The organism is Streptomyces sp. NPDC091377 (assembly GCF_044757045.1).
GTDB lineage: Bacteria > Actinomycetota > Actinomycetes > Streptomycetales > Streptomycetaceae > Streptomyces.
This window is the reverse complement of the sequence record NZ_JBIVUE010000040.1, coordinates 1-17,400: the sequence shown is the minus strand read 5'-3', so window position 1 is coordinate 17,400 and position 17,400 is coordinate 1. Positions and strand designations below refer to the sequence as shown.

Annotated in this window: 15 protein-coding genes and 3 pseudogenes; 9 read left to right on the top strand and 9 right to left on the bottom strand. The window is 67.3% G+C overall.

All coding sequences use genetic code 11. The features are described from left to right. The 5 genes and pseudogenes from ACIQNG_RS38710 to ACIQNG_RS38690 form a co-directional block, all read right to left on the bottom strand. A partial coding sequence (locus ACIQNG_RS38710; protein ID WP_401491864.1) for a transposase occupies positions 1-424 on the bottom strand: 424 nt, incomplete at its 3' end. 372 nt (positions 425-796) lie between these two features. Then, positions 797-889: pseudogene (locus tag ACIQNG_RS38705) on the bottom strand (IS5/IS1182 family transposase); the annotation flags it as partial. A gap of 76 nt (positions 890-965) precedes the next feature. Then, complete coding sequence (locus ACIQNG_RS38700; RefSeq protein WP_401491862.1) at positions 966-1,526, bottom strand: SUKH-4 family immunity protein; 561 nt, start codon at positions 1,524-1,526, stop codon at positions 966-968. Positions 1,527-1,622: 96 nt separating this feature from the next. Next, a pseudogene (locus ACIQNG_RS38695) lies at positions 1,623-1,745 on the bottom strand (IS5/IS1182 family transposase); the annotation flags it as partial. Between the two features lie 109 nt (positions 1,746-1,854). Then, positions 1,855-3,528: pseudogene (locus ACIQNG_RS38690) on the bottom strand (reverse transcriptase domain-containing protein); the annotation flags it as partial. A gap of 460 nt (positions 3,529-3,988) precedes the next feature. Between ACIQNG_RS38690 and ACIQNG_RS38685 the strand changes: the two are divergent. Together ACIQNG_RS38685 and ACIQNG_RS38680 are read left to right on the top strand one after the other, a co-directional pair. Then, the gene (locus tag ACIQNG_RS38685; protein WP_401491860.1) at positions 3,989-4,981 is read left to right on the top strand and encodes a helix-turn-helix domain-containing protein; all 993 of its coding nucleotides are present in this window, start codon (positions 3,989-3,991) and stop codon (positions 4,979-4,981) included. Between the two features lie 1,345 nt (positions 4,982-6,326). Continuing rightward, on the top strand, positions 6,327-6,794 hold the full coding sequence (locus ACIQNG_RS38680; protein WP_401491858.1) for a hypothetical protein: 468 nt from the start codon (positions 6,327-6,329) through the stop codon (positions 6,792-6,794). Between the two features lie 73 nt (positions 6,795-6,867). Here ACIQNG_RS38680 and ACIQNG_RS38675 read toward each other — a convergent pair whose 3' ends face one another. Beyond that, positions 6,868-8,250 (bottom strand): hypothetical protein, encoded by a 1,383-nt coding sequence (locus ACIQNG_RS38675; protein WP_401491856.1) that lies wholly within the window; start codon positions 8,248-8,250, stop codon positions 6,868-6,870. Between the two features lie 543 nt (positions 8,251-8,793). Between ACIQNG_RS38675 and ACIQNG_RS38670 the strand changes: the two genes are divergently transcribed. Genes ACIQNG_RS38670 through ACIQNG_RS38655 form a run of 4 tightly spaced genes read left to right on the top strand, consistent with a single transcriptional unit; the run spans position 8,794 to position 10,995 of the window. Then, positions 8,794-10,005, top strand: a complete 1,212-nt coding sequence (locus ACIQNG_RS38670; protein WP_401491872.1) for a zinc-binding dehydrogenase — start codon at positions 8,794-8,796, stop codon at positions 10,003-10,005. After that, positions 10,002-10,199 (top strand): SDR family NAD(P)-dependent oxidoreductase, encoded by a 198-nt coding sequence (locus ACIQNG_RS38665; RefSeq protein WP_401491854.1) that lies wholly within the window; start codon positions 10,002-10,004, stop codon positions 10,197-10,199. Before ACIQNG_RS38670 ends, ACIQNG_RS38665 begins: the two co-directional genes overlap by 4 nt. Then, positions 10,196-10,801, top strand: a complete 606-nt coding sequence (locus ACIQNG_RS38660; protein ID WP_401491852.1) for an SDR family oxidoreductase — start codon at positions 10,196-10,198, stop codon at positions 10,799-10,801. Before ACIQNG_RS38665 ends, ACIQNG_RS38660 begins: the two co-directional genes overlap by 4 nt. Next, positions 10,798-10,995: a hypothetical protein gene (locus tag ACIQNG_RS38655; protein ID WP_401491850.1), complete on the top strand. Its 198-nt coding sequence runs from the start codon at positions 10,798-10,800 to the stop codon at positions 10,993-10,995. Before ACIQNG_RS38660 ends, ACIQNG_RS38655 begins: the two co-directional genes overlap by 4 nt. Before the next feature lie 376 nt (positions 10,996-11,371). Here ACIQNG_RS38655 and ACIQNG_RS38650 read toward each other — a convergent pair whose 3' ends face one another. Further along, on the bottom strand, positions 11,372-11,827 hold the full coding sequence (locus ACIQNG_RS38650) for a DUF6326 family protein (protein WP_401491870.1): 456 nt from the start codon (positions 11,825-11,827) through the stop codon (positions 11,372-11,374). Positions 11,828-12,138: 311 nt separating this feature from the next. Here ACIQNG_RS38650 and ACIQNG_RS38645 point away from each other — a divergent pair, with 311 nt between their 5' ends. Both ACIQNG_RS38645 and ACIQNG_RS38640 read left to right on the top strand, forming a co-directional pair. After that, positions 12,139-13,203, top strand: a complete 1,065-nt coding sequence (locus ACIQNG_RS38645; RefSeq protein WP_401491848.1) for a sensor histidine kinase — start codon at positions 12,139-12,141, stop codon at positions 13,201-13,203. Then, positions 13,200-13,847, top strand: coding sequence for a response regulator (locus ACIQNG_RS38640; RefSeq protein WP_401491846.1), 648 nt, complete (start codon positions 13,200-13,202; stop codon positions 13,845-13,847). Before ACIQNG_RS38645 ends, ACIQNG_RS38640 begins: the two co-directional genes overlap by 4 nt. Positions 13,848-14,506: 659 nt before the next feature. Here the strand turns inward: ACIQNG_RS38640 and ACIQNG_RS38635 are convergent. After that, positions 14,507-15,034, bottom strand: a complete 528-nt coding sequence (locus tag ACIQNG_RS38635) for a transposase (protein WP_401491868.1) — start codon at positions 15,032-15,034, stop codon at positions 14,507-14,509. Positions 15,035-15,475: 441 nt separating this feature from the next. Next, positions 15,476-15,619, bottom strand: a complete 144-nt coding sequence (locus ACIQNG_RS38630; RefSeq protein ID WP_401491844.1) for a hypothetical protein — start codon at positions 15,617-15,619, stop codon at positions 15,476-15,478. A gap of 653 nt (positions 15,620-16,272) precedes the next feature. Between ACIQNG_RS38630 and ACIQNG_RS38625 the strand changes: the two genes are divergently transcribed. Continuing rightward, positions 16,273-17,277 carry an ABC transporter substrate-binding protein gene (locus ACIQNG_RS38625; protein ID WP_401491842.1) on the top strand — a complete coding sequence of 335 codons (1,005 nt, stop codon included), beginning with the start codon at positions 16,273-16,275 and terminating at the stop codon, positions 17,275-17,277. The last annotated feature ends 123 nt before the right edge of the window (positions 17,278-17,400 follow it).

The following is a 17,400-nucleotide window of genomic DNA, read 5'->3' as shown; positions in this document are numbered from 1 at the left end:
CGACAAACTTGATCACGCGGTTGATGCCCTCGCTCTTGGCGTTGCCGTGCCCGGTGTCGATGAACGCGGCGACCTCGTTCCACCAGCGGTCCACGATGGTGGCGAGGGTACGCACTTCCGGGATGTCGGCGTCCGAGCACCAGGTGAGGAACTTGTAGCGGGCATGGCCGATGCGGTGGCGGTCGGCGCCGGTGCGGGCCAGACCAAGGAGGGTGCGCAGGCTTTCTTTGGCGATCCAGGCGGTCAGCGGGGTCTGTCCGTTGCTGCCTGGATGACCATGGAGCCGGCGTCCCGTATCCGGCGCCCGGCCGCACTGCGCAGCCTCCCGGTCAGCCGGGCGCCGGCCGGGACCTGCGGGATCTGCCCGGTGAACGACCTGCGAGGACAAGCCGGCTCGCGGCACCACCAGCGCCGTTTGTGCCATACGGACTCCAGCCCGCGCTCGCCGTAGGGGAGACCTCGGGGACGGGTGGTCGCGGACCCTTTCACCGGGACGCGAAGACTCCGCAGGCCGGGCAGGCCCGGGCCGAGGCATCCGCCGCAGCCACGTGGACCCGGCGCCTACCGTCCTCGCACCGCCCGACCCGTATGACGGACACCCCGTCGAGGCCGAGCAGCAACGTCGTACCGTTGACCAAACCCGTGGCTCCCCAGTGATCCTTCCGCGTAGAGAACAGAAACGATCACTCAGGACCACGAGCGTCCTGTGCCCAGGCCCGATAACCACCCCACCCGTCACAAACTGTGACAGGCAGTCAGGCGCACACCGACACCGCACCGCTCAACTTCGAAGACCCACCATGGTGACCAGCTTCCCGACCTGCTGCGGACTCAGGTCGGAGTACGGCGCTATCCACGACGGCTCCGACGCCGTGATCACAGACCCCACGTGAAGATCATCTCAGTGGTGCATCTGGTATCCCTGCACGGTCGAGATCTACGAGCCCTGGATCTGCCAGCCGAAGTCAGTAGAGCCAGCGGTCCAGGTGCGCTGGCCAGAGAAACCCCTCGTAGCCGTTGAAGGCCGCCGGGTCGATCACCTTCAGGTCCTCGGCCAGCCGGTTCAGCTCGGCAAAAGCCCGCTCTTCTTCCTCTTCAGAGAGGCGCTCCTCATGACTGTCCGACTCGCTGAGAAGCCCAGAGGCTGTGACGAGACTGCCGTAGCGGTGAAGGACGTCGAGCCACACGTCGACACCCGAGTTGGCGAACCATGCCTCCCCGTCCGGCATGACAAAGTAGACCGCCCCGGTCTCAGGCTCGACGCCGAACGATGACCGCTCGTCCTGATCATCGGGGTCCGCCTGCTCGGTGAGACGGTAGAGCGGGCCACGGGACGTGCGAAGGACTGGCTCAGCCTCGCTCTGCATCACGACTCGTTCAATGAGACGCGAAGCTACGGCGATGCCCACCTCGACGAGCTGTGCCTTCCAGGAGTCAGGGAGCCGCCAGCTGGCCACATCGTCCTGTCCGGCTCGTGTGACATGCCCCAGGCCGGCCCACTCGGTCAGCTGGTCGTACGTCGCCATCGAACGATCCTCTTCCATCGACTGAGCCCTGACCCTATCGATCCGGTCTCGGGCCGTGACTCGGCCACACCTGAGGGACAGCCCTTACTGATCATTTCAGAATGAGGTTCGGAGGCGTCTCAAGCAGATGATGCTGCAGGCGAGTTGGAGGAGCCCGAGGCTGAGGTCTGCTCGTATCTCGTAGCGGATCCGGAGGCGTTTGAACTGGTGGAGCCAGGCGGTTGGGTCGGCTGCGCGGCGAGGTGCTCACCATCAGGGCGAGTCCTGTTCCACGCGCCTCCCGCCGAACCGGACATGACGGTTTCCCGATCATCCGGCTCTCCAGTGACTACTGCGTGGCTGGTCTGGCTGGCCGTTCCGAGTGAATACGGTCGTGGCAGGTGTCGCAGGCCACGACGGTTTTGCGCCGCCGGTGACGCATGACGCGCGCCCGATCGGAAGGCTGCCATCCGGCATGCGCAAGATCGGCGAGAGCGCGGACGTGGTGCACTTGCATGTTGCCCTTACTTCCGCAGATCTCGCAGGTATCCGCAAGGAGCCTCGCGATAAGTTCCTTCTGCGGATAGTCCACCCGCACCGGCTCGCGGTCGGTGAGTTCCGCCGCCCGCTGCCGTTGTAGAGAAATCCCACCGAATCGTGCCACCAGTGGTTTCCTGTTCTTCCGCTCGATATGGGCCTCGAAGCAGACTCGGGGCCCGTTGGGCGTGTCGATTCTGGCCTTGTGCCTGGCGGCCATCTTCGAAAATGACGAGCGATGCTTGGCCGCGAGAGAGTCTTGAGCATGGAAGTCTCCATGACCCATTGCAACCGGTGCAACCGGTGCAACCGGAAGACATCCCCGGCAAGCAGGTAGTACTGGACGACACCCCGATAAACGGTCCCGTAGGTTGCCACGATCGCATGATCGCTGCTATTGGTCAGGGCCGTCTCTTCGCGGGTTTTCCGCGATCCGTATAGGGGGCGCACTTGGCTTTGATCACGTCCTGTGGGACACGGAGTGCTATCTGGCCGTTGATTCTGCGGTAACGGCCGGTCTTCTCCGTGTCGTTGTGCTGGGTCGTGATCTCGTAGCCGATAAACCTCGCTGCCCCGGTGCAGGCGTGAGTGATCAGTGTTGTGTCCCGGGACAGTTCCAGCCTGAGTTCGTCACGCAGGAACTGGGACAGGCGTTGTTTGATCTGCTCGGCCTCGGCTTTCGGTCCGGTGAAACCGAGGAGGTGATCGTCTGCGTAGCGTATGTAGCGCAGCCTGCGGTATGCCGGATCGCTGGGATCCGCGCTCGGCAGGCTGACCATCTGCTGACGCAGCGCACGGGCCTGGACCGGTCGCCGCGCCGGCGGGCTTTCGCCAGCAGATTCTGCAACTCCAGATATGCCGGGTTGCGGGCCCGACGCTTCCCTCAGGTGTACTCCGGAATCAGAACTGTCTCGACGAACTCGTCCAACTTGTGTAGGTAGATGTTGGACAGGACAGGGGAGGGCACTCCGCCTTGCGGCGCTCCGGGGAGTGTGGCGCCCCATCTCCAGTCCTCCAGATATCCGGCCTTGAGCATGTTGCGCACCAGCCGTAGGAACCGCTGGTCATGGATCTTCTCGCCGAGGATCGACAGCAGGACCTTGTGGTCCAGGCTGCCGAAGCAGTTGGCGATGTCCCCTTCGATGAACCAAGACGTCCCGGTCCAGGTGTGGTCCACCTCCCGCAAAGCGGTATGGCAGCCCCGGCGGGGACGAAACCCATGAGAGCGGTCGGAGAACGTCGGCGCGTAGTACGCCTCCAATAGCAGGCGTACCACTTCACCGACGAGCTTGTCCGACCAGGTCGGCAGTCCCAGTGGACGCGTCTTCCCATTCTTCTTCGGGATATGGACGCGCCGGACCGGACGGAAGCGGTATCGCTCGTGGCGCATCGCCTCGGTGATCCGGTCGATCTTCCTCTGTGACGTGCCGTCCACGGTTTCCGACGTGACGCCGGGCGTCATCGCACCATGGTTGGCGTGGATGCGGAAGTGCTCCGGCCAACAATCGAAGCTGGAGCAGAGTGCGGCGCCGGTTTCAGCTGTCGATTCCGACGGATGGGAACTTGCATCTTCTGGAGATTAGGCTTCAAACAATCCAGTCTTCGCCATATCGCGCGGGCCGCCCAGCGCACCGTCTCTGACAACTGAGCCCGGTCGCTGGTTTTCTGACATGCTGTTGTCCCCTTCACCTTTCGGATCCAGGTAAGTCATCCGGCCCAGGAACCTCCTTCCGAGTTCCTCCCGGCTCAGCCGGGGATACAAACAGAGCGCCCCGTGGCGCACTGGGAGCGTTCGACGACCCAGCGCCGGAGCAGACGACGAATCCAGGTGTCCTTGTCTTCACGAACAGGCGTTACCTGGCCGACGCGCTACTGGACGGTCCGCGTCTCCCCGTGTCACGTTCGGAGCGGAATGCGAGGGAAGCTGCTGACCATGGGGGTTGGGGATGCTGGTCACGGAGTTCAGCACGGAGAGCGTTGCCGCACCCGAAAGATTCGAACTCTTTACCGAGTTCACCAGCCGGTCGCACACGGTCAACCGGCTGCGCAGCAACAACCAGGACGACTTCCGCTCCAGTATCCGAACCCTGGCCCTGGGGGAATTGCAGATCTCCAACATGCGGCTTCCGCATCTGGAGATTACGCGGACCGCGAAGCTCGTCCGGCAGTCCGACCCCGAGGTATACCAATTCAACTACTTCCTGGGACAGGCGGCCCGCCTCTCGGTTGACGGAACGTGCACCGCGCTGGGCGCCGGGGACCTGGTGATGCTGGACTCCAGCCGCCCCTACCGCGCGGATGTCCCCGGCGCCGGGGAGCACATCACCGTGCAGCTTCCCCGCCGACTGATGCCGTTGCCGGAAAAGACCATGCGCCGCCTGCTCGCCGTCCCGATCAGCGCACGCAGCGGCATGGGCTGCATGCTGGGCGAGTGGCTGACCACTGTCCAGGCACGCGCCAGTGACTTCACCCGGGCCGACGTGTGCGCTCTCACCTCAGTCAGTCTCGACCTTCTGGCATCTGTCGCCGCGCGGTGGCTGGGAACCGAGAACGCGCTCACGCCGGAGGCCCGCCGGAACGCCCTGCGGGCCCGGATCAACACGTTCGCCGAGCAGCACCTCGCCGACCCGGCCATGACCCCCCAGATGATCGCGGACGCCCACCATATTTCCCTACGCCACCTCCAGCAGCTGCTCGCCGAGGACGGCACGTCGCCGGCGGCCTGGATACGCCACCGCCGTCTGGAGCGCTGCCGCCTCGACCTGGCCGATCCTCGCCTGAGCTCCCAACCGATCCAGGCTATTGCCGCCCGCTGGGGCTTCACCAACCCCATGCACTTCAGCCGCCTGTTCCGGACCGCTTACGGGATACCGCCACGGGACTACAGAAACCTGCCCCCCGAGGCGTGCGCGAATCGTCAAACGTCCCGCGCGGAATGACAAGGTAGGCAGCCATCGCTCTTGGCACCCTGGACGTCGAGCCCCGGAACACGGGCGCTCCGGCCGCCCGGAGCCCTCGGCACGCTTCACTGGCGTGAGCCCGATGGCTACTCAGAACTTGGCTTCGAAACAGAAGCTCTGACCAGGCGGACGCTACGCCGGTAGGAGACGTACACAGCAGCAAGAGGGAGAGCCATGCGTTTTCGTAAGGTCCTTACCGCAGCCGCAGTCGGGGCAGCCCTGACTCTCGGCAGCCTTGTACCCACGGCCACCGCGCAGAGCAGCAGCGCTGCGGCGGGATGGGTGTTCACCGGGGAAACCTTCCCCAATCGGCCTGCCTGTGACTTACGCGGCGAGCTAATCCGTTTTGAGACCGGGTGGCCCTGGCAATGCAGGGGCCCGCACACCGATGGGCGGATGTATCTGTACGTCTATCGGTGACGCACGGACGGCTGCGTCAGTTGTGCAGCATCACTCGATGGGCACCTCTGGCGTAAGGGTGGCGTCCCTGGCCATGGTGGTCGCGGCGGACACGCATGAGCCAGCGCGGCCGACGTTCCTTCCGCCACTGCCTCGCGCGACAGGCCGACGAGCAGAATGCCGCCCTGGGGCGCGCACCCGGCCTCAGCCGTTCCCGGGTCTCCCTCTCAGCCGAGTCCATCGTCTTGCGCCGTCCAGGCCAGTGCAGGAGGGAGCGTACGACGGGCCGGAGGGCGACTCCTGACACTTCCCCTCCGGTCCGGGGGCGGGAACGCACGTACGGTGCCACGCCCAGGAGGTGATCCCGTTGCCTCCGCCTGGACCGTCGCGGAACGGCGAGCGTACGCCAACGACCTCGACGACTCCGACACGCTGATCGGGGTGTCCGCCTCTTCCACCGGTCCAAGGCCGACCAGGACCCCGCCACCTGGCAGCGCCCCGCCGCCAGCCACCGCTGCACCTACGGCACCGACTGGGTCGTGATCAAAACCCGCTGGGGACTCGCCATCGACACGGCCGAGCAGACCGCACTCACCGACATCCTGAGCACCTGCCCGAACACGCCGGTCGACATCGTCCTCGCCCGCTGAATACGGATCCGGCCCGTCGCCACGGGGGATGGACGACGGGCCGGACCTCCACCATGTCGCATCCGAAGCCCCCGTGTCACTGCGACGGATGAGCGATGAGTACGGACGGGACCGCCGTGGGGTTCTGCGGACTGTGGCGGGGGTGACGCCGGGCGCGGGAATCGCGGCCACCGCGTCAGCGGGTCCGACGGCAAGGCCGCGATGCTGCAGCGTTCCTACGCGTTGGCGGCCTACGATCAGCGTGACCCGTCATGTGTCACGTCGAGGGAGTGTTCGTGGCTGAGGAGCTTGTCCGGCAGTATCACCTGAAGGCCGATGTGGGATGTCACGCCTTCGGGCTCCAGGAGTCTGATGACGCCGACCTGCCCACGCCGTTCCCGGACGACTTCGAGCAGGGCGTCTTCCTCAACCCCTTCCCGGGTCGTCTCGACTTCTACAGTGCCGGTCACACCCACACCGCCCTGGTCGACGTGGAGGTGTGGGATGGGCAGCCGCCGGGACAGGACCCTTCCGGCTGGGACGAGTGGGCCGAGGCCGACTTCGTATCGTCCAGTGGCGAGGTCGCCGTATGGTCCATGAGCCTGGGCCGCACCGAGGACGCGTTCGCTCTCGGCCGGCCCGGCCTGTGGCGGGTGCGGGCGAACTGCACCGGGCGCACTGAGGCCGCCGCGCTGTCGGAGGGGGAAGGGACGGGTGAGGGCGTGGAGCGCTACCTCGTGCAGTTCTGGCCCGCCGAGGTCTAGAACGACATGGGCGGGGGTGACTTGAGGGTGGTCCCCGGCAGTTGCCCCGTCCATGCCCGGCTGTCGCGTGAACTCAGGAGACGGTCTTCACGATGAAGCTGTCGTTGATGCCGTCAATGATCCGGTTCTTGGCGTAGAAGCTGAGCAGGAGGCTGCCGCCCGCGCCGTTGTCTGCCTTGGCGATGGGCCGTACGGAGAAGTTGAACTTCTTCGCGTCCGCATCGTATTGGGACTCTGCAGCTCCTTCGTAGGTGGTGGCGAAGGGATACTCGTCGCATTCCCGCTCGCCGCCCCAGGTGCAGTTGGCGCCCCAGTACCGCTTGCACTGCTTGACCGCTTCTTTGCGGTTGTCGTCCTTGCGGGTCTTCTTCACGGTGCGGTGGAGCGGGTCGTCGAGTGTCCCGCCGGGCACCCTCTTCGCCGACATGTACGGCTTGGTGTCCGCCGGCTTGGCGAATGCCGTCTTGATGTGCTGGGCCACAGCGCGCTCCTCGGCGCCAGCCTTCGCGCTGTAGGTCAGGGTCGGCACATAGCTGAACGTCGCCGCGCCCCGTTTGGCCGGGTTGCCGCCCCCGGTGGAGTTGGCCAGGTACGTTGCCGCGTCCCACCGCGGTGCGAGCATGAACAGCTTGCCGCCCTGGGCTCCGCCCAGTGTCCAGCCCGCTGGGGCGCTGTAGCTAATGGCCGGCTCGTAGACGGCGAAAACGAGGTCGGTGCTACCGTCGCTGCCCTGCCCGGGCTTGGCGTTCACCGTCTCCGTGAACGTGCCCAGTGCCTTGAGTTCGGCGAACGTCCTCGACCCATTCGGGATGGTCCCTCCCCGGGTGTAGCGTGCTGCGGACGGCCAACTCCTGGGGATGTTTCCCTTCGTGGTGATCGGCATGGCGGCGGCCCCTGTCGTGCCGGCCGTGATGAATTCGGTGAAGTGGTACTGGAAGCTGATCGTGCGGCTGTTCTTTGCGATCGTTCCGATGGCGCGCACGTTGAACATGCTCTGGCCGACCGACTGACTGTTACGGATCCAGGTCTGCAGGAAGGACGCGCCGTTGCACACCGCGAACCGGGACTTGACGAAGAACGCCTTGTCGCTGCCCAGACCCTTCTTGCACTCCTCGAAGGTCATGGTCCGGGCCGGCTCCGGCGCCGCGATCCGCGCCCCCGCTCCGGCCGACGGCGCTGGACCTGCTGTAGTGGCGGGCGGGGACCCGGACGGCCGCTGCGACAGCGGCGCGTAGGAGGCGGCCGGGCCCGCCGTCTCCCGGGCCAGCCGTGCCCCCGGTTCCGCCTGCCGCGCGAGCTGACGCAGGCGTTCCACACCGCGCCCGCTCTGTAGTTCCTCCAGCGAGGGCTTCACCGCCCCGACCGGCACCACGTACGACTCGACCCGCAGGTCATCGGGACTGCCCGCACCCGTGGCGGAGGGCGCTGCGGCTGACACGACAGCGACCGCCGTCATCACCGTCACTGTCCGCCCGCCGACACGCCACAGCCCTGTTCTTCTTTTCATGAAGCCCCCGAACTGCTTATGTGGTCAGACAGTCGCCTGCACCTGGTCGAGAACAAGATCTACCGAACAGCGGACAAAACCCGGCAGTAGTGCGCCGAATACTGACCTGATCGAACAACCCACTGGCCGAATTCGCCACCCACCCGTGCAGGAACCGACCACCTAGGCAACCCTCGCCCAGGATGCGGCCCGGACACCCACTCCCCATGTCCGGGAAATCGGATGCTGCAAGGAGTGCTACAGAAAACCGGCCTGACGGACCGGCGCATACATAGGGGACAGATGTCCTCGCTCAGGATGCTGCTCGTCCCGCAGTGCGAGAAGTGGCCTCACCGGCAGATCGTCGACGCCATCCGTCACCTGATCGACAACGGGGCGAAGTGGAGGTCCCTGCCGACGGTTTTCCTATTAGTTACGTGGCATCACGCGCCGAGGATGTGGCTCGTATCCTGCGGCGTCCCCACGTACTGAGGAGATCCGTTGGGCAGCGCGGTGGTGTTGGAGGAGAAGTGGCCAGTCCTGGGCCGCCACGAGAGGGCAGCCGACTGGCTGCGAATACGGACGGTTTTGGGGCGGGCACCCCAGACTACCGACGCGTACGCGCGGGGACTTGCTGAGTACCTGCTGGTCTGCGAGCGAGAGGGGATCAACCCGCTCGTCGCGAAGCGTCTGCACGTGGCGGCGTTCGTGAAGGAGCTAGCGACGCGGCCTAGCCGTCGGGGAGGCAATGTCGTCGTGCTGGACTCCGGGGCCGGCTCAGCGAACGCAACGCTGCAGCAACGCTTGGTTCCGGTGCGGCTGTTCTACGACTACCTCAACGAGGAAGGACTCAGAGAGTCCAACCCTGTCGGGCTCGCCGCCGGCAGCGGGGGGATCTGCGCATTCCCCCCCCGTACCGGCAGGTCAGACCCTGACAACGGGGGCACGGCCCAATCTGCTCGGGAGAACAGCCCAGCACAACCGGAGCCGCCCTCCGGTCGGTCGCAGGAGGGATCCGTCTGGGCGCCTCGTGCACATGACCGAAGGTGCGCCTGTCGGTGGCCGGCGCGGATCAGCCGCAGCAGCGCTGTTTCGTCACGCAGCGTTCAGATCGAGGACCATCACATCGTACAGAGGAGAGTCCGGGAAGGGCTTCGTCTCCCCGACGCGACGAGCAGTTCGGCGCGCCCTTCGCGGCGCCGGCCCATCGCCCGCGCCGCCGGCGCCGACGTCCTGCTGGTGGAACCCGACGCCTACCGGCGCTCAGTCGCCGAGAAACTCGGTGTCACCGCCCTCAACCCGGCCACCACCGACATCGCCGCCGAGGTCGCCACCTGGAGCGGCGGAGCCGGCGCCGCGGTCGCCTTCGAGGTCTCCGGCGCCGCCGGCGGCGTCACCACCGCCGTCGACTGCCTCGCCGCGCGCGGCCGCCTGGTCCTGGTAGCCATCCACCCCACCCCCCGCGAACTCAACCTGCACCGCTTCTTCTGGCGCGAACTGAGCCTGATCGGCGCCCGCCTCTACCAGCGCGCCGACTTCGAGGAAGCCGCACGCCTCCTCGCCGCCGGCCACATCCCCGCAGAGACCCTCATCTCCCGTACCGAACCACTGGAGCGCGCCCGGGAGGCCTTCGCCGCCTTGGACGGCGGCACCGGCGAGATGAAGATCCTCATCGACTGCCGCATCACCGGAACCGGGCCCACCGAAGGGAACGACCCCGCATGACCACCACCGCCCACCAACCGCTGTTCGACCTCACCGGACGCCTCGCCGTCGTCACCGGCGCCCGCCGCGGGATCGGCCTGGCCATCACCGAGGCACTGGCCGCCGCCGGCGCCGACATCGTCGCCGTCGCCGTCGCCACCGCACCCGCCCCGCCCCGCCCCGCCCCGCCGACCAGGAAGTCCTCGACCGCGTGAAGGCCCTCGGCCGTGACTGCCGGATCCTGCACGCCGACCTCACCGACCGCACCGCCACCGCCGACCTCGCCACCCGCCTCGCCGGCCTCGGCCGCCCGGTCGACATCCTGGTCAACAACGCCGGCACGATAGCCCGCGCCCCCGCCGCCCACCACCCCGACGCCGACTGGGACCACGTCCTCGCCGTCAACCTCACCAGCCAGTTCGTCCTCGCCCGCGAAGTCGGCCGCAGCATGCTCGAACGACGCCGAGGCAAAATCCTCTTCACCGCGTCACTGCTCAGCTACCAGGGCGGCATCACCGTCCCCGGCTACGCCGCCGCCAAGTCCGGCATCGCCGGCCTCACCCGCGCCCTCGCCAACGAATGGGCCGCCCACGGCGTCAACGTCAACGCCATCGTCCCCGGTTACGTCGCCACCGACAACACCACCGCGCTGCGCCAGGACCCCGAGCGCAACGCCGCCATACTGAGCCGCATCCCCGCCGGCCGCTGGGCCACTCCCCAGGACCTCGCCGGCGCCGCACTCTTCCTCTGCTCACCCGCCTCCGACTACGTCCACGGCACCCTGCTGCCCGTCGACGGAGGATGGCTGGGCCGATGAACACCACCACGCCGTCATCCACCGCCGTCCTGGAGACGATCCGCGCCACCAGGATGCTCCCGATCGTCGTCATCGACGACGCGAACCAGGCCGACCCGCTCGCCGATGTCCTCCTTGACGCCGGACTGCCCTTCGCACATGAGGTTGCAGCTACTGATGAAGGTCGTCTCTCCGACGAAGCTACCGAAAGCTGATCTCAGTGGCTCGTAGTGGTTGCGGGAGGCGTTGCGTACCACGCGGGTTCCTTCGTCGCCCTCGCCCTGCGTTCGCCGTGGTTCTTGTCTATGAGGAAGGGCGAGTGCGTCACGTACACGACTTGGCACGGGAAGCGGCCGGAATCAGCTGGGGTAGGCGAAGTCTTCGAAGATGCGCAGCAGGTCTTGCTGGCCGCTGCCGGAGAGGTAGGCGTCGGGTTCGTCCATGAGAAGTACTTCGCGCTGCCCGGAGGCGGGGGTTCGTGGGCCAAGTACTGGATGTAGTAGCTGAGGAAGTACTGGGGACATTCCAAGGACGCTGTCACTTACAGCCAGAGACATCACCCGGGGCCTCGGTCGGGCGCGGCGCAGGCAGTCACGCCTGATGCGGCCTGCGGAGTGGCTCGCTGTCGAGGCCGGCTGCCAGGGTCGCCGGTGATGCGGTGCGGCGTGGCCAGGTCCAGGCGGAGCACAGGATGAAGGCCAGGAGCAGCACCTCGAGTCCGATGGAGAGGCCGTAGAAGTACAAGTAGGTCCAGGGCTCCCCTGCCGCGTTGAACATCGAGACGGGGATGTAGAGCGTTGCTACGACGAGGTTGCTGGTGCGGTTGAGACGGGCGGGCAGTGTCGCGGAGAGCAGGATCATGAGGATCGGGATGGCCATGAGCGTGAGCGCAAGGGCGACGAAGGCTGGACCGGTGTCGAACTCGTGGACGATGCCGGCCAGGATGTCGTCGACGAAGCCGGGCTTGTACAGGGCGAGGTAGTCGACGTAGATGTAGAGGAACATGAAGCTGGTCCATGCTGCTGCGAGCTTGGCCTGGACGGGCATGCGCAGATCTTCCAGCGTGCTCTGGGCCGGCGGATTCTCTCGGGCGGTATGGGATTGGGGCGTTCTCATCACAATGCTTCCTGGCTTGATGGGGTGGGTGCTTCCACCGTCACGGATGCCGACGGCGGGCACATCAGCCGCGGAGCCTGATTCGATCTGGCCGTTGGCACAGCCGGGTTCTTGTACTTTCGGCGGATACACCGAGCACGCGGGCCGCCTAGGCTGATCGGATGGCCACCAACGCACTCCGCTCGCTGTGGGCGGAGCCTCGACCCACGAATGCCCCGGACCGGAGGCCGCGGGACTGGGCCTTGGTCGCAGTACTGATCTGCTGGTCCCTGCTGGAAGTGACGCTTCGCCAGGACCTGGCGCCACGCCCGCTGCTGCTGCTCGCAGTGCTCGCGGTCCTCGGCCCCCTGCTGTGGCGACGCACGCACCCGCTCGTCGGGGTTGCGGTCTCCTTCGGCACATTGACGATCGTCGACATGGTCAGAATCCTCACCGGGTCGCAAGGCACCCTGCTCAACAGCATCTCCGCGGCGCTGATCCTGGCCTACGCACTGTTCCGGTGGGGCTCCGGTCGGGAGGCCGCATGCGGCCTCGGCGTCATCCTGCTCTGGCTGGCCATCACCAACGTCGCCGACACCACCAGCCTGGCGGATTCGGTCGCATCGTACGGGTTCTTCCTGTTCGCCGCCGCGCTCGGCGCCGCGATCCGCTATCACACGAAGATCCTCATCCGCGACATCGACCAGGCCAAGGCCCGCGAACGCGAACAGCTCGCTCGTGACCTCCACGACACCGTCGCCCACCACGTCTCGGGCATCGCCATCCAGGCCCAGGCAGGACGTGCCATCGCGGCCTCCCACCCCGAGCGTGCCACCGAGGCCCTGGCCGTCATCGAGGACGCAGCGACCCGCACCCTGACCGAGCTGCGCGCCATCGTCGGCGTGCTCCGCGCCACACAGGACACCGAGTTCGCGCCGCAGCCCGGCGTGGCCGAGGTCGAGCAGCTCGCCACCGATGGCCAGACACGTCCCTGCGTCGAGGTGACGCTGATCGGCGAGTTCGACGACCTCAGCCCGGCGGTCGGGGCCGCGATCTACCGCCTGGCCCAGGAGTCCATCACCAACGCTCGACGGCACGCCCGCCACGCGACCCAGGTCACCGTCGCTGTCACAGGCGACGCCGACCAGGTACGGCTGAGCGTCGACGACGACGGCTCCACCGCCGGCGGGCGCGCCCCAGCAGGCTACGGCCTGGTGGGCATGCGCGAACGCGCCTCACTGCTCGGCGGCACCTTCCACGCAGGCCCCGCCGCCGAGCGGGGCTGGCGGGTGGAGGCGGTCCTGCCTCGAACCGGGACGCCACGATGACCATCAGGGTCCTCATCGCCGACGATCAGCCCATCGTGCGCACCGGGCTGACGATGCTGCTCGACGCCCAGCCCGACATCGAAGTGGTCGGCGCGGCCGCCGACGGGCGCGAGGCAGTCCGCCTGGCACTCCAGTTGCGCCCCGACGTCGGCCTGTTCGACATCCGAATGCCGCTGATGGACGGCATCGAAGCCACCCGACGCCTCGCCGGCCCCAGCGTCACCGATCCCCTGCCGATCGTAGTCATCACCACCTTCGACCTCGACGAATATGTCCACGGGGCGCTCAGAGCCGGAGCCCGCGGGTTCCTGCTCAAGGACGCCGGAGCCGCCCTGCTGACCCAGGCCATCCACGCCGCCGCCGCCGGAGACGCACTGATCGCACCCAGCGTGACTGTCCGACTGCTCGCAGCGTTCGCCCACGCACAGACCTCACCACCGAGGCAGCCGACAGAACCGCTCACCGCCCGCGAGGAGGAAGTCCTCCGGCCTGTAGCCCAAGGCCGCACCAACAATGAGATCGCCAGCCAGCTTCACATCACCCCAAGCACCGTCAAAGCCCACCTCGCCAGCCTCATGCGAAAGCTCGGCGCCCGAAACCGCGTCGAAGTCGCCATGTGGGCCCACGAGACCGGCCGCACCTGACACCGCAAAGGCACCCGCCGCCGTTCGCCCCCCGGCAGCGTCACACAGCGGCTCGCGCGCATATCGACCAGCCTTGCAGTGCACCACTCCCCCGGTTGGTTGCTGTTCGAGAGGCTCGCTCTGGAACACGCTGCAGGTTCGGGACCGTCCAGCATGGGGACACCGTCGGCGTACCGTCAAAGAGGACGCTGGCACGGAAACCAGCTCCGTGGTGCGTGCTCCGGACTTCCTCCAGCCTCGTGCCGACAGCTGCTTGAACAGTGACCACTTGCGTCGGTCGTCGATCAGTCCCAAATGTGCGCCGCGCATGACAAAAGCCTGAACAGAACGCGCTGGTCGGCCGGTGTCGGCGTACACATGAACGCACTCGGTTGGTACATAGGAACCGGCTCGGTCGCTGACCTTGTGACACTCCGGGCTTGGACCGGGTTCCAGGGTCGCCACTCCTCCCGGCAACCGGGTGCTCTGCGTACGACTGCGCGAGCACGCGCAGGGCATGTCCGAGTCCGACGAAGCGCGTGTCGGACGGATCCAAAGCCTCGTAGTCCCGGGCCGGCATGTCGCCGAGATCGAGCATCGGCAGGCGGCTGTCAAATAGGGCGTCAGCCCCGAATCGGTAAGAGGTCCTGACAAGTGCGGCTGCACGTGGCGGTGGGTGATCAGGCAGGTGGCGAGGCCGGGGAAGGCTTCGTGGATGTCGTCGCGTCGTTCCCTTCGGATCCGAAGGCGGCGGAAGCCGTGCAGCCGGGCGACGGTGCGTTCGGCCACGTACCGGGGAACGCACAGTCCGGAGGAGTATGGCCTGCCGCGTTCGGCGGTGACCCGGGCGCGTGCCGCGCTGCCGCAGCAGGCGGCGGTACCTGTTGGTCGTTGCCGCGGTCTGCGAGGAACGCGCCGGGCCGGCGTCCGGGGCAGCACCCGCTGGCCACGGCCGGGTCCTTGTCCAGCAGGAGCGGCAACTGAGTGACGTCGTTGCGGTTTCCGCCGGTCAGCGACACCGCGAGCGCGATGCTCTGCCCGTCGGTGAGGACGTGGTGCCTGCTGCCGGGCCGAGCACGGTCGGCCGGGCCCGGTCCGCTTCTTCGACCCGTGGCCGGAGGCGGGCTCGGCCGTGCACGAGATGGATCCGGGCGCCGATGTACCGGGACCGGGTGGAGAACTCGGGTCTCGTCATGGTGCGCCTCCAGTGGGATGCGTGATGGCGGGTGAGGTGATCGATCCGGCCGGCCGGCAGTTGGGGTGTGGCGCGGACGGTGTGGCGCGGTATCCAGTCGGCAAGGGCGCGGGTCAGGAGGAGCCGATGGTGTGTGGGGAGTTCGGTTTCCAGGGTCCGCAGGACGAGGTCGCCGTGGTCGAGGACCCGGTCAAGGAGGTGGGAGCCGGCCTTCCCCCACACCGCTGTGTCGGTGTGGGGGTCCAGGCACTCCGGGGCGTCACCGAGACAGGGGCTCCGTCGATGTCCTCGATCACAGCGGCGGCGAGCTGTACCGGCCCGGCCGTCGGCAGGGCGTGGAGGCTGGCATGTCCGGCCAGGTCGACTCGCCGAGTGTGGTGGGTGGGGAGCAGCAGGGTGGCTAGCTGGCGGCATACGGTATCGGGCGGACGGATGAAGGCGCTCGTCCCGCCCTTCACCCGGTACACGGCGCTGCCGGGGGGGGCGGGGTGTCGAGGAGGATCACGTCCCCGGTGAGGACCCGCCGGCCGCGCTCGGCGAGGGCGAGCGCGGTCAGCGACCCGAACGCGCCGTGTCCGCCGCGCAGCAGCACCGCCATCCCGTGCCGTTCGACGGCCGCGGGGGGCAGGGACAGACACCCGACGGCCGGATGGAGAAAGTGCAGATGGGCGTTGACCAGCCGCCGCCAGCCCCCCCCCGTATCGGCCCCTTCGGCAGGCGCACCACCGGGCCTGGCCCTCACTGCCTGGGCCCGGGTGTGGCCGCGGGGGGGGTCGGTGACGCCGGGAACGCGCGGAACGACCCATTCCCGTACTCGGCGGGCGTGAGGCCGGGTGAACCGGCGGCTGGCGGGCGCCGGTTCATCGGTGCTCGCCGATCGCAGGGATGAACGGGGCCGGCATGTCCCAGAGCCCGGCCGTCGGCAGCGCGCGGGCGGGTACCGCCAGCTCTGCCGACGGGCACCAGCCGCGGCGAGGCGCTTGGCATCTGGGGAGCGTTCGCGCCGGAAGCAGGGGACGCGGGGTCCGAGGGCGGCCTCTGATCGGTGCGGGGCGAGTCCGGACAGTACCCCATTGGAACCATGGCCAGTTCCAGGCCACTATTCCTGCAATGGTGCATAGTTCACACTTAGGAAGAATTGTGGCATTTCAAGTGAGATCGGTGCTGGTCGGATCGTATGCGGGTGCTCCTGGCCGGCCAGGCCCCCGGCCTCCTCGTAAGGGCCATTCAGCGAAGCCAAGGAGACGAGTGATGAGCACGGACGCACTCACGGGGTTGTACGAGCAGGCCAGGGCGGAGGGCGGTGGGCTCGTCGTCTATGCCGGTGGTGACGCGCCCGAGCAGGCGGGGATGTACACGGCCGGGTTCCGCGAGGCATTCCCCGACATCGACATCGAGGTGACCGTCGATCTCAGCAAGTTCCACAATGCCCGGATCGACGCCCAGCACATTCGCGGGGACAACCGGGTGGACGTGGTGCATGTCCAGACCGTGAACGACTTCCCGTACTGGAAGGAGCAGGGCCTCCTGCAGCCGTTCCGGCCGGAGGGTCTGGACCAGGTCGACCCGGACTTCGCGGACTCCGACGGCGCCTACTACGCCCTTTTCGTGTTCGCCTTCTCCAATGTCGTCGACACCGACGTCGTTCCCGAGGAACAGGCGCCCAGGGAGGCGCTCGACTATCTGCGTCCTGATCTCAAGGACCGGATCGTACTGACGTATCCGCACGACGACGACGCCGTCCTCTACCAGTTCGAGCGGATCATCGCCAAGCACGGCTACGGCTGGCTGGAGAAGCTGCTGAAGCAGAACCCGCTGTGGGTACGGGGCACTGCGACCCCGCTGGCGGTGATCGGTTCGGGCGAGCGGGCGGCGACGTTCACCTCCTTCTACTCCCTCAACCCGCCCGAGGGCGACCCGATGCGGTTCATCCTGCCGAGGGAGGACTTCTTCCAGTCCTGGTACCAGACCGGAGCGATCCTCAAGGACGCCCCGCATCCCGCCGCCGCGAAGCTCTACATGAGCTACCGGCTCTCCCGGCAGGCCCAGCAGGCATCGGCGCAGTGGCCCGCCCGCCGGGATGTGCAGATCCCCGGCTGGAAGCCCATCGACCAGTACCGCAACACCGACCCGGGCGGATTCCGCGAGTTCATGCTCGACCGGGCACGGGTGGAGCGACTGCGAGGGATCATGGAGGACTTCATCGGCCCCGTCCAGGGAGAGAACCCCACCGGAGTCGACCGCGCCTGGCACTGACCGGTGGAAGACTCGGCACCGTGCCTTCCACCCCCTAGTCTTCTGAGTCGGGAATTCTGTTCAGATGTGTAGGCTTGCGGTATGGCGCGTACGGGGCGGCCGAAGGCCAAGTTGACGTTGTCG